The 12227-nt window shown below is 64.0% G+C and carries 12 protein-coding genes; 8 read left to right on the top strand and 4 right to left on the bottom strand.

Features of this window, described 5'->3' with window-relative positions; genetic code table 11:
• Positions 1-2 precede the first annotated feature (2 nt).
• Entirely contained in the window at positions 3-1214 is a 1212-nt protein-coding gene (locus ACEN8I_RS09985; protein ID WP_413328242.1) for an MFS transporter, read from the top strand.
• On the opposite strand, the gene ACEN8I_RS09990 is transcribed toward ACEN8I_RS09985, so the two are convergent.
• The 3 genes from ACEN8I_RS09990 to earP all read right to left on the bottom strand — a co-directional run bounded on the left by ACEN8I_RS09990 (position 1192) and on the right by earP (position 3969).
• Positions 1192-2055 carry a TIGR00730 family Rossman fold protein gene (locus tag ACEN8I_RS09990; protein WP_074574999.1) on the bottom strand — a complete coding sequence of 288 codons (864 nt, stop codon included), beginning with the start codon at positions 2053-2055 and terminating at the stop codon, positions 1192-1194. The two genes, ACEN8I_RS09985 and ACEN8I_RS09990, sit on opposite strands and share 23 nt — an antisense overlap.
• A gap of 108 nt (positions 2056-2163) precedes the next feature.
• On the bottom strand, positions 2164-2718 hold the full coding sequence (efp, locus tag ACEN8I_RS09995; RefSeq protein WP_007868500.1) for an elongation factor P: 555 nt from the start codon (positions 2716-2718) through the stop codon (positions 2164-2166).
• A 117-nt stretch (positions 2719-2835) separates the two neighbouring features.
• A complete protein-coding gene (gene earP, locus ACEN8I_RS10000; protein WP_413328243.1) occupies positions 2836-3969 on the bottom strand; it encodes an elongation factor P maturation arginine rhamnosyltransferase EarP in 1134 nt (377 codons plus the stop codon).
• 64 nt (positions 3970-4033) lie between these two features.
• Here earP and uvrC point away from each other — a divergent pair, with 64 nt between their 5' ends.
• The 3 genes from uvrC (at position 4034) to ACEN8I_RS10015 (ending at position 7636) form a co-directional block, all read left to right on the top strand.
• Positions 4034-6013, top strand: coding sequence for an excinuclease ABC subunit UvrC (gene uvrC, locus ACEN8I_RS10005; RefSeq protein WP_413328244.1), 1980 nt, complete (start codon positions 4034-4036; stop codon positions 6011-6013).
• Positions 6014-6118: 105 nt separating this feature from the next.
• Complete coding sequence (gene pgsA / locus ACEN8I_RS10010; protein WP_413328245.1) at positions 6119-6685, top strand: CDP-diacylglycerol--glycerol-3-phosphate 3-phosphatidyltransferase; 567 nt, start codon at positions 6119-6121, stop codon at positions 6683-6685.
• Positions 6686-6754: 69 nt separating this feature from the next.
• A complete protein-coding gene (locus ACEN8I_RS10015; protein ID WP_413328246.1) occupies positions 6755-7636 on the top strand; it encodes a DMT family transporter in 882 nt (293 codons plus the stop codon).
• Here the strand turns inward: ACEN8I_RS10015 and ACEN8I_RS10020 are convergent.
• Positions 7578-8558, bottom strand: coding sequence for a LysR family transcriptional regulator (locus ACEN8I_RS10020; protein ID WP_413328247.1), 981 nt, complete (start codon positions 8556-8558; stop codon positions 7578-7580). The genes ACEN8I_RS10015 and ACEN8I_RS10020 overlap by 59 nt on opposite strands.
• Before the next feature lie 95 nt (positions 8559-8653).
• On the opposite strand from ACEN8I_RS10020, the gene ACEN8I_RS10025 reads away from it, so the two are divergent.
• The 4 genes from ACEN8I_RS10025 (at position 8654) to ACEN8I_RS10040 (ending at position 12214) form a co-directional block, all read left to right on the top strand.
• Positions 8654-9649, top strand: a complete 996-nt coding sequence (locus ACEN8I_RS10025) for a Bug family tripartite tricarboxylate transporter substrate binding protein (RefSeq protein ID WP_413328248.1) — start codon at positions 8654-8656, stop codon at positions 9647-9649.
• Complete coding sequence (locus ACEN8I_RS10030) at positions 9649-10527, top strand: alpha/beta fold hydrolase (protein WP_413328249.1); 879 nt, start codon at positions 9649-9651, stop codon at positions 10525-10527. The genes ACEN8I_RS10025 and ACEN8I_RS10030 overlap by 1 nt, the downstream gene beginning before the upstream one ends.
• A 41-nt stretch (positions 10528-10568) precedes the next feature.
• The gene (locus ACEN8I_RS10035) at positions 10569-11675 is read left to right on the top strand and encodes a tartrate dehydrogenase (protein ID WP_413328250.1); all 1107 of its coding nucleotides are present in this window, start codon (positions 10569-10571) and stop codon (positions 11673-11675) included.
• 266 nt (positions 11676-11941) lie between these two features.
• Entirely contained in the window at positions 11942-12214 is a 273-nt protein-coding gene (locus ACEN8I_RS10040; RefSeq protein ID WP_007874140.1) for an HU family DNA-binding protein, read from the top strand.
• Positions 12215-12227 lie beyond the last annotated feature (13 nt).

Raw genomic sequence — 12227 nt, forward strand, 5'->3', positions numbered from 1 at the left:
GCATGACGCCTGAACTCGCTCGCCTGATCCTGGCGCAGATCTGCCTGCATGCCTGCATGGCCGGCACACGCATGGCGGCGCCCCTGCTGGCGCTGCGCGAAGGCTACAGCCCCGCGGCGGTCGGTGTGCTGCTTGCGCTGTTTGCCCTGACGCAGGTTTTCCTGGCGCTGCCGGCCGGCCGCTTTGCCGACCGGCACGGCCTGCGGCGCCCCATACGCTACAGCGTGTTTGCCGCTGTGCTGGGGGCCGGGGCGGCAGTGGCGTTTCCGGTGTTCCCGGTGCTGTGCCTGGCGGCGCTGCTCACGGGCGGCGCCACCGGCGCGGCGGTGATTTCGCTGCAGCGCCATGTCGGGCGCGCGGCGGTCGGCGCGCTGGAGCTGCGCCAGGTGTTCAGCTGGCTTGCCATAGGCCCGGCGGTGTCCAATTTCATCGGGCCGTTTTCGGCCGGCCTGCTGATCGACCATGTGGGCGCCGTGCCCGGCAGCACCTCGGGCTACCGCGCGGCGTTTTTGTTGATGGCGATACTGCCGCTGGCCTGCTGGTTCCTGGTGCGCAAGACGCGCGAGCTGCCGCCGGTGATCGCCGCCAGCGGCGGCCCGCAGCCCAGGGCCTGGGACTTGCTGCGCCAGGCCACTTTCCGCCGCCTGATGTTGGTGAACTGGTTTTTGTCGTCCTGCTGGGACGTCCATACCTTTGTGGTGCCCGTGCTCGGTTTTGAGCGCGGCATCAGCGCCTCGGTCATAGGCACTATCCTGGGTTCGTTCGCGGTGGCCGCGGCGCTGATCCGCATGGTGATGCCGATGGTGGCCGCCCACCTGCGCGAGTGGAAGGTGCTGGCGGTTTCCATGCTGGTGACGGCGCTGCTGTTCGGCATCTACCCGCTGATGCACTCGGCGATCGGCATGGGCCTGTGCTCCATCCTGCTGGGCCTGGCGCTGGGCATGGTGCAGCCCATGGTCATGAGCATGCTGCACCAGATCACGCCGGAGGCGCGCCACGGCGAGGCGCTGGGCTTGCGGCTGATGGCCATCAATGCGTCCAGCGTGGTCATGCCCATGCTGTTCGGCTCAGCCGGCGCGCTGATCGGGATCGCCGGCGTGTTCTGGACCACCGGCGCGATGGTGGGCGCGGGATCGCGCGCGGCCTGGCTGCTGAAGGACAGCATGCCGGCCCACGGCGGGCATGGCGACATTAAAGACGGTAAAAGTCCTTGATCAGGTCCCAGGCGACCTGCGGGTCGTCCACGTACTGGAACAGCTTGAGGTCGTTCGCTGAGATCACGCCTTCTTCCACCAGCATCTCGGTGTTGAGCAGGCGCTTCCAGTAGCTGCTGCCGAACAGGATGATGGGCACCGGCTTGGCCTTGCGGGTCTGCACCAGGGTGATGACCTCGAACAGCTCGTCCAGCGTGCCGAAGCCGCCCGGAAACACCACCAGGGCCTTGGCGCGCATCATGAAATGCATTTTGCGCAGCGCGAAGTAGTGGAACTTGAAGGAAAGTTCGGGCGGCACGTAGGGGTTGGCCGCTTCCTCCATGGGCAGCACGATGGCCAGGCCCACGCTGAGGCCGCCGGCCTCGTGCGCGCCGCGGTTGGCCGCCTGCATGATGCCCGGGCCGCCGCCGGTGCAAATGAAGAGCTTGGTTTCCGGCGGCTTGTCACTGCTGTATTGCGCCACCAGCTTGCCGAACGCGCGGGCGCTTTCGTAGTAATGGGCGTTGCGCGCCAGCTTTTTCGCGCGGTCTATCACCTCAGGGTCGCCGCCGGCCTCGGCCTCGGCCACCATCAGGGCGGAATCCTCTTCGCTGCGAAAGCGGGCGCTGCCGAAAACCACCACGGTGTTTTCAATGCCGTGGGCCTGCTGTTCCAGGTCCGGCTTGAGCAGTTCCAGCTGAAAGCGTATGCCGCGGGTTTCACGCCGCAGCAGGAATTCCGGGTCGGCAAAGGCCAGGCGGGAGGCATCGGCTTCGAGCGGGTTGCCCTCGCTGGCGTGGGCCTGCAGTGCTGCCCAGGCGTTGGCCAGGCGGCTGACGGATAGATCCTGTTTTTGTTCCATGCGCTTATTGTCAACGATCAGGGAGGGCGGCTTCTTTTTGCGGCACTGCTGCAGGTCGCACAAAGCAAAAAGGCTCCCTGAGGAGCCTTTTTTGTGCAGAGCGGGGGTTTACACGCGTTTGCGGTATTCGCCGGTGCGGGTGTCAATTTCGACCACGTCGCCCTGGGCCACGAAGATGGGCACGCCGATTTCAAAGCCGGTGGCGATCTTGGCGGGTTTCAGGACCTTGCCGGAGGTGTCGCCCTTGACGGCGGGTTCAGTCCAGGTGATTTCCCGCTGCACGCTGGTGGGCAGTTCCACCGAGATGGCCTTGCCGTCATAGAACACGACTTCCAGTTCCATGCCGTCCTGCAGGTAGTTGAGCGAGTCGCCCATGTTTTCGGCTTCGACTTCGTACTGGTTGTACTCAGAGTCCATGCAGACGTACAGCGGGTCGGCGAAGTAGGAGTAGGTGCAGTCCTTCTTGTCGAGGACGATCTGGTCCATCTTGTCGTCGGCCTTGAACACGACTTCGGTGTTGAAGTTGGCGACCAGGCTTTTGAGCTTCATGCGCACGGTGGCGGAATTGCGCCCACCGCGGCTGTATTCGGTCTTGAGCACCACCATCGGGTCCTTGCCGTGCATGATGACGTTGCCGGCGCGGATTTCTTGAGCGATTTTCATAGCAGTTTCACTGAGGTAGGCCGCTAAACGCTTGCACCGGTGTGCAGGTTCCGCGGCGGGTTGTGCAGGACGCCAAGACCTGGTTGGTCTTCGGGCCGGTCTGCAAAGCCCATGATTTTAACGTTTTTTTGCCACAAAGCCGAGCAGCCGGGTCGCCAGGTCGTCCTGGGCCGCCAGCCGGGTGCGGCCCGCCCGGGTAACGGCCTGCCAGGCGGGCAGGTCGGCGAGCGGGGGCAGCGGGCCGTCGGCGACACCTTGGGGCGCCTCCCGGTGGTTCCAGGCAGCATGAAATGCGCGCAGGGAGGGCGGCGCCTGCAGCCAGTCCAGAAAGGCCTGGAGCTTGTCCAGGTGGGCGTCGTCATGCTGGGGATAAATCTGCCAGACAAAAGGCCGGCCGGCCCAGAGAGCGCGCACCACGGAGTCCTCGCCGCGCACCAAATTCAGGTCGCAGGCCCAGAGCAGGCGGTCAAACTCCGTCTGCGCCAGCAAGGGCAGGTAGGAAATCGAAAGCTGCGTGTCCCCAGTTAGATCAGGGTTATCGCCAACAAGGGCCCGTACCGCGGCGGCGGCGCGCCCGGCGGCCACCAGCAGGCGCACCGGCCGGCCTTGCAGGCCCTGCCGCGCGAATTGCGCAAGCAGGCTTCGCAGCGCCGGGGGTTCATAACAGAACAGGGATACCAGCGTTTGTCCCTCGCCGGGGATTCCATGGGCTTGAAGCCACTTGGCGCGGTCAAACTGCGCTTGCCGTTCCAGCAAACCGGGCTCTCGCAGCAGCCCGCCGGTATTTTCGGTGAAGCCGGGGTAGAAAAACCACTTGGTCCAGCCGGCCGCCGGGCCCTCCTGCACGGGCGAGGGCAGGGCGTGGCTACGTTCCACATAGTCCTCGGCGGACAGGTATTCGAGGTTGATCCAGACGGGCTTGAGGCCGCTTGCCTGTGCGGCATCGGCGCAGGCGGCCAAAAATTCGGGTGCTATTTCACAGCCGAAGGCTTCGATCAGCACATCGGTCGGCTGTTGTGCAAGCCCGGCGGCCTGCAGGTCCAGCGGCCCGCCATCCTGCGGCCAGGGCAGCACACGAACCCCCTCGCATCCGGCCGGCGCCATCCAGCGCAGGGCCGAGGCATCGTCCACCCACAGCCGCACCGTGTGGCCCCGCGAGGCCAGGTCGGCGGCCAGGCGCCAGCAAATGCCAATGTCCCCGAAGTTGTCGATGACTTTGCAAAAAATGTCCCAAACGCGCGCGGTAGCCATGGCCGGTATTGTGATGCAGCCGACACTGCCGCCTCAAAGCGCCGCTACACGGCAAAATAGGGAAATGCCTGAACATCCTCCCGTTGAAAAGCCAAGCTCCGGACATGCGCCCGAGCTGCTGGCCGAAGTGGCCGCGCTGCCTGCCTTGCCCGGTGTCTACCGCTACTTCGATGCCGAGGGCGGCGTGCTTTACGTCGGCAAGGCGCGCAACCTCAAGAAGCGGGTCTCCAACTACTTTCAGAAGAACCACGGCGGCACGCGCATAGGCCATATGGTGACCAAGATCGCCCGCATGGAGACCACGGTGGTGCGCTCCGAGGCGGAAGCGCTGCTGCTGGAAAACAACCTGATCAAGACGCTCAACCCGAAATACAACATCCTGTTTCGGGACGACAAGAGCTACCCTTACCTCAAGCTCACCGGCGCGCGCCCGCCCGTGGAGGGCGAGGCACCGGCGGCCGCGGTGTTCCCGCGCATTGCCTACTACCGCGGCGCGGTCGAGAAGAAGCACCGCTACTTCGGGCCTTACCCGAGTGCCTGGGCGGTCAAGGACACCATCTTGCTGCTGCAAAAGGTGTTCAGGTTGCGCACTTGCGAAGACACGGTGTTTAACAACCGCACGCGGCCCTGCCTGCTGTATCAGATCAAGCGCTGCTCGGCGCCCTGCGTGGGCCATGTGTCGCCCGAGCAGTACGCGCTGGACACCGCCAACGCCGAACGTTTCCTGCAGGGCCAGGCCCAGGACATCCTGACCGAACTCGAGAAAAAAATGCTGGCCCATGCCGACAGGCTGGAGTTCGAGCAGGCCGCCGAACTGCGCAACCAGATGTCGGCGCTGTCCAAGGTACTGCACCAGCAGTCCATGGAAATCGGCGGCGACAAGGACGTCGACATCCTGGCGGTGAAAGTGCAGGGCGGCAAGGCCTGCGTCAACCTCGCCATGGTGCGCGGCGGCCGCCACCTGGGCGACAGAGCCTACTTTCCGAGCCATGTCGAGAACGCGACCGACGTCGCGGCGCTCGATGCCGAGGCCGGCACCGAGACCGGGCAGGCCGCGCCGGCTTCGGTGCCTGCGGCCAAGCCGCTGGAGGCCCTGGTGCTGGAAGCCTTTATCGCGCAGCACTACATCGACGTGCCGGTTCCGCCCACCCTGGTTTGCAGCGAGCCTGTGGACAAGGAACTGATGGAGGCCTTGAGCGCCCAGACCGGCACCAAGGTCACGGCTATCCACCAGCCGCGCGAGCAGCGCCGCATCTGGCTGGAGATGGCGCAGAAAAACGCCGGCCTGCAACTGGCCCGGCTACTGGCCGAGCAGGGCTCGCAACAGGCGCGCACGCGCGCGCTGGCCGAGGCGCTCGATTTGCCGCTGGACAACCTGGACACGCTGCGCATCGAGTGCTTCGACATTTCGCACACGGCCGGCGAATCGACGCAGGCCTCCTGCGTGGTGTTCCAGGAGCACAAGATGGTCAACAGCGAATACCGCCGCTACAACATCGAGGGCATCACGCCCGGCGACGACTATGCCGCCATGCGCCAGGTGCTCACGCGCCGTTACACCCGCCTGGCCGAAGCCGCGCGCAACGGCGAAGCCAAGCTGCCCGACCTGGTGCTGGTCGACGGCGGCAAGGGGCAGGTGTCTATGGCGCGCGAGGTGTTCGAGGAACTGGGCCTGGACCTGGGGTTGATCGCCGGCGTGGAAAAAGGCGAGGGCCGCAAGGTCGGCCTGGAAGAACTGGTGTTTGCCGACGGGCGCGACAAGGTCTATTTGGGGCGGGATTCGGCCGCGCTGATGCTGATCGCGCAGATCCGCGACGAGGCCCACCGTTTTGCCATCACCGGCATGCGCGCCAAGCGAGCCAAGGTCCGGGTGGGCGGCAGCAAGCTGGAAGACATCGCCGGCATAGGCCCCAAGCGGCGCGCCAGCCTGCTGCAGCGCTTTGGCGGCATCCGCGGCATTGCCTCGGCCAGTGCGGAAGATATCGCCACAGTGGACGGCATTTCCAGGGACCTGGCCGAGGAAATCTACCGCGCGCTGCATTGATGCGCCATTGAACGCCAGACGTATTTGAGCAACGGAACCCACCGTTTTGGTGCGCTTTGACCCGGTGTCCGGCGGGCTTGGTGCGGCTCATGCCAAAATCGGGGCATGTTTCTGACCATCCCCACGCTGATGACCTGGACCCGCATTGTTGCGATTCCGCTGATCGTGGGGGTGTTCTATCTGAACCTGGCGCCTGCCGAGCGCAACCTGATCGCCACCGTGATGTTTGTGGTGTTCGCCGCGACCGACTGGCTGGACGGCTTTCTGGCGCGCAAGCTGAACCAGACCTCCTCCTTCGGCGCCTTCCTGGATCCGGTGGCCGATAAATTCCTGGTCTGCGCCTCTTTGCTGGTGCTGGTGCACCTGCAGCGCGCCGATGTGTTCGTGGCCCTCATCATCATTGGCCGCGAAATCGCGATCTCGGCACTGCGCGAATGGATGGCCCTGATAGGGGCGACCAAAAGCGTGGCCGTGCACATGCTGGGCAAGGTCAAGACCACGGTCCAGATGATCGCCATCCCCTTTTTGCTGTTCGACGGTGTGCTCTTCGGCGTGATCAATACGCATGTCTGGGGCACCTGGCTGATCTGGATCTCCGCCATCCTCACGGTCTGGTCCATGATTTATTACCTGCAAAAAGCCATCCCGGAAATCCGCGCGCGCGCCAAATAGCCTCGCCGTCCCCTAAAGCTGCCCTCCTTGCGTTCTGCCTCTTCTTCCCCGGGTGCCTTGATTCGGGCCATGCCCGCCGTGTTTGTCGTCATCTGGAGCACCGGCTTCATCGTCGCCAAATACGGCCTGCCTTACGCTCCGCCGTTGACCTTTCTGGCCATACGCTATTTCCTGTCCATTGTTTGTTTCCTGGCCTGGATAGTCCTGGCCCGGGCCGCCTGGCCCAGGACGCGCGCGCAGTGGGGCCACCTGGCGGTCACAGGTTTGCTGATGCATGCGGGCTACCTGGGTGGCATCTGGAGCGCGATGAAGGCCGGCATGGGTTCGGGTCTGACGGCGCTCATCGTCGGGCTTCAGCCGGTGCTGACGGCGTTGTGGGTGTCGTGGATGTCGTCGGGCGATGCCGGCAACGCGCAAGCCCGGGTCAGCCCGCGCCAGTGGGCCGGCCTGGCATTCGGGCTGGGTGGCTTGCTGCTGGTGGTATCGCGCAAATTCGGGGTCGGCCAGGAAGTCAGCGCGCTAACGCTGGCCTGCACTGTGTTCGCCCTGTTTTGCATCACGGCCGGCACGCTCTACCAAAAGCGCTTTGTCCAGCCGACCGATGTGCGCACGGCCAATGCCATCCAGCTGGCGGCGGCCCTGGTGGTAACGCTGCCGCTGGCCCTGTTCGAAACCGAGGCAATCAACTGGAACGTTCATTTTCTGGGCGCCATGGCCTGGTCGGTGCTGGCGCTGACGCTGGGCGGCAGTTCGCTGCTTTACCTGCTGATCCAGCGTGGTGCGGCAACTGCGGTGACCAGCCTGCTCTACCTCGTGCCGCCCACCACGGCCCTGATGGCCTGGGCGCTGTTTGGCGAGTCCATCACCACGGCCACCATCCTGGGCACGGCGCTCACGGCGCTGGGCGTGAGCCTCGTGGTGCGGGCCGCGAAGCCGACGACGGCCGCGTAGTTTTCCAGGGCGTGTCCTGGAATTGCGCGGCCAGGTGGTCTATCAGCAGGCGTATGCGCCGGGGCTGGTCGGTGCGATAGGGAGCCAGCCAATGGATGTCGGCGTCGGGCATCGAATATGCCGGCAAAACGCGTACCAACTGGCCTGAGGCCAGCTGCGGTGCGATGTCCCACAGGCTGCGCAGCATGATGCCGCGGCCTTCCAGGCACCAGTCGCGCACCAGTTCGCCTGAATTGCTGGCCAGGGGGCCGTGGACGCGCACGCGAGCAGGCACCTTGTCGCGCTCCCGGTGCAGGGACCAGACATCAAAGCGCCGCCCCGCGGTGTTGCCGTTTTCGCGCACGATCAGGCAGGCGTGGTCCTGCAAGGCTTCCAGGCTGGCCGGTGCGCCGTGCTGCTTGATGTAACGCGGCGAGGCCACCAGCACGCGCTGGTTGCGCGCGAGCCGCCGGGACACCCATTGCGCCGCCTGCCGGCCCTCGACCGACCAGAGCCAGATCGCGCCGTCAAACCCTTCAAGCGCCAGATCGGGCAATTGCTCGGTGAGTTGCAGCTGGATTTCGACGCGCGGGTAACGCTCCTGAAAACCGGAAAGCGCAGGCCCCAGCCACAGGCGCCCAAACCCGAAAGTCGCGACGAGGCGGATCAGTCCCGTGGGCTCCGCCTTGCGCTCCTGCAATTCTGATTCGAGCGACGTGAATCCCTGCAGCAGGACCCGCGCGCGTTCGCACACGGTTTCTCCCTCGGCCGTGGGGCTGACCCGGCGCGTCGTGCGCTGGAAGAGGCGCTGTCCCAGCGTGGCTTCCAGGGCAGCGAGCCGTTTGGTCACGACCGGTGGCGCTACATCGAGGGCCAGCGCGGCGGCACTCAGGCTGCCGCCGTCGCGCACGGCCAAAACCAGTTCGAGGTCGCTGCGATCCATTCATGCCTTAAAAGAAATAATTGATTGCCAGATTATTGCTTGAATCAAGACGATCCGCTAGCCAGAATGAGTCCCACAACAAACAGGAGACTCGCATGCCATCCATTGATCTTCATCACAAGCTGCGCCGCTCCTTGTTGTGCCGCGCCGCCTGGTTTGCCTTGGCGTGCGTCGCCGCCCCAGCCTGGAGCCAGGGCTTTCCTGACAAACCCATCCGCCTGGTGGTGCCCTATGCGCCGGGCGGGAGTGCCGACATCGCGGCCCGGCTGATCTCCGACGAATGGGGCAAACGCCTGGGGCAGCCGGTGGTGGTGGACAACCGGGCCGGCGCCTCCGGCAACCTCGGCATGGATGCCGTCGCCAAGTCGCGAGCGGATGGCTACACGCTGTCGCTCAATACGGTGTCGCAGGCGATCAATCCGTCGCTGTTTGCGCGGCTGCCCTTTGACACGCTGAAAGACCTGAAAGCGGTTGGCACTGTGGCCACGTCGCAGCATGTACTGGTGGTTAACAACCAGGTGCCCGCCAAGACCGTTCGCGAGCTGGTGGCGCTTGCCAAAGCCCGGCCCGGAAAACTGTCATTCGGCTCGGCGGGCACCGGGAGCACTTTTCATATGGCGGCCGAATTGTTCAAGGCCGAGTCGAATACCTTTATTCTTCACGTTCCCTACCGTGGCGGCGGGCCGGCCCTGGTCGATACCATCTCCGGGCAGGTGGACATGAGCTTTCCCGTGCTTTCCGCCGCGCAGCAGCATGTGGTGGGCGGCAAGCTGAGGGCGCTGGCGGTGACAGGACCCAGGCGCTCGCCCATGCTGCCGGAGGTGCCGACCATGGCTGAGGCCGGGCTGGCGAACTACGTGTTTGAAACATGGTTTGTGGTGAGCGCGCCTGCGGCCGTCGCGCAGGACACGCTTGGCAAGCTCAACCAGTCCCTGAACGAGACGCTGAACGCGCCCGAGGTCCGGGCGCGCCTGGCGCGTGAGGGTTTTGATGCATGGCCTCAAACGCCGGGGCAGTCCGACGCCTTGATCCGGTCAGAATACCAACGCTGGAACAAGCTGGTGGCACAAAAAGGAATCAAGGCCGATTGATGTTTGAAGGATTTTCACCGCGCGATATAGAAGGGCCGGCAGGCAGGCTGCGCACCTTGCAGGGCGGCAGCGGCGCACCCTTGCTGCTGCTGCACGGCCACCCGCAAACCCATGTGATGTGGCACGCGGTGGCCGGTGAGCTGGCCAAGGCATTTACCGTGGTCATGATGGACTTGCGCGGCTATGGGGATTCGGCACGGGTCGCGAGCGACGCGGATCATCAGGCCTATTCGAAACGCGCGATGGCGCAGGACGCCATGGCCGTCATGAAGGCCTGCGGGTTTTCGCGCTTCCAGGTGCTGGCCCATGACCGCGGCGCGCGCGTGGCGCATCGCCTGGCGGCCGACCACCGGGATGCGGTGGAGCGCCTGATGCTGCTGGACATCGCGCCCACACTTGCCATGTATGACAACACCTCGGATACCTTTGCGCGCGCCTATTGGCACTGGTTTTTCCTGATCCAGCCGCCGCCCTTGCCGGAAGCGCTGATAGCCTCCGACCCCGTGCGCTACGTGCGCAGCGTGATGGGCAAGCGCCATGCCGGCCTGGCCGCATTCACGCCGGCCGCGCTGGCCGAGTACGAGCGCTGCGCGCAAATCCCCGGCACCGCCGCCAGCATCTGCGAAGACTACCGCGCCTCCGCCGGCATCGACCTGGTGCATGACCGCGCCGACGTCGCGGCCGGCTGGCGGCTGGCGCAACCCTTGCGCGTATTGTGGGGCGAGCATGGCGCGGTGGGCCAATGCTTCAAGGTGCTCGATCTCTGGCGCGAGCGAGCGCACGATGTGTCGGGCCTGGCCCTGCCTTGCGGCCACTACATCGCGGAAGAAGCGCCAGCGCTGCTGCTGGCCGAAGCGCTGAAATTTTTCAAACCCTGAACAAGCAAACCCAAGATCCCCTGAAAACCCAAAGGAACACCATGAGCAAGCACACCGGAAAAAAGAGAATCGCTGTCATCGCGGGCGACGGCATCGGCAAGGAAGTCATGCCAGAAGGCGTGCGCGTGCTGGAGGCCGCAGCCGTCAAGTACGGCATTGACCTGCAGTTCGACCATTTCGATTTTTCAAGCTGGGACTATTTCGAGAAGCACGGCAAGATGCTTCCCGATAACTGGAAGGACCAGATTGGCGGCCACGACGCGATCTACTTCGGCGCGGTGGGCTGGCCCGAGAAAATCGCCGACCATGTCTCGCTGTGGGGCTCGCTGCTGCTGTTCAGGCGCGAGTTCGACCAATACATCAACCTGCGGCCGGCGCGCCTGATGCCCGGCATCATCGCGCCCGTGGTGCGGCGCGACGGCAGCCCGCGCCAGCCCGGCGAGATCGACTTTTACATCGTTCGCGAAAACACCGAGGGTGAATATTCGAGCATAGGCGGAAAAGCCTTTCCAGGAACCGACCGCGAGTTCGTGCTGCAGGAGTCGGTGTTCACCCGCATCGGCGTCGATCGCGTTCTGAAATTCGCGTTCGAGCTGGCGCAATCGCGGCCCAAGAAACACCTGACGAGTGCAACAAAATCCAACGGGATTTCGATTTCCATGCCTTACTGGGATGAGCGCGTGGCCGAGATGGCGAAAAGCTATCCGGCCATCCAACTGGATAAATTCCATATCGACATCCTGACCGCACATTTTGTGCAGCGCCCGGATTTCTTCGACGTGGTGGTGGCCAGCAACCTGTTCGGCGACATCCTGAGCGACCTGGGGCCGGCGTGCACCGGCACCATCGGCATCGCGCCCAGCGCCAATCTCAACCCCGAACGAAAATTTCCCTCGCTGTTCGAGCCGGTGCATGGTTCGGCGCCTGACATTGCGGGGCGCAACATCGCCAATCCCATAGGGCAAATTTGGTGCGGTGCAATGATGCTGGAGTTCCTCGGGCACAAGGAAGCGCACGACGGCATCCTCGCCGCGATTGAAAAAGTGTTGAGTCCCGAAAGTGGTGCGCCGCGCACGCCCGACCTGGGCGGAAAGGCCGGAACGGCCGATGTCGGCAAGGCTGTTGCAGAGGCATTGGCCGGATCGTAAATTCGTTGGAAAGCCGCGTTTTGTCAAGCATGAAAATTACACACCATGCTTACGATTAAGTCGTGAAAGGGCTGAAAAAACGTCTAGAATCCGCCTCCGCACGTTGTAAAAACTTGCTGCTGTATTGACAGGTTAGAAGTCCATGGCTCTAATTGGAAGCAGCAGAAAACCTGCACAAGCCGCTCCCGCTGACGCTACACCACAGTGTCCCGGGAGATATTTTTTAGAGACAACCAGATTAACTTTTTATCAACGAGGGGCTCCTTGTGAACAAGACCGAACTGATCGAGCACATTGCCAAACATGCTGACATTTCCAAAGCTGCCGCCACGCGCGCGCTGGAATCCACGATTGGCGCTGTGAAAACAACCCTGAAAAAAGGAGGCTCCGTGTCTCTGGTGGGTTTTGGCACTTTCGCGGTGGGCAAACGCGCTGCGCGCACCGGCCGTAATCCACGGACCGGCGATGCGATTAAAATCAAGGCAGCCAAGGTTCCAAAGTTCCGTCCGGGCAAAGCGCTCAAGGATGCTTTGAACTGACAAGAACGTTTGA

It is taken from the genome of Polaromonas sp. CT11-55 (assembly GCF_047303325.1).
Classification (GTDB): domain Bacteria; phylum Pseudomonadota; class Gammaproteobacteria; order Burkholderiales; family Burkholderiaceae_C; genus Polaromonas.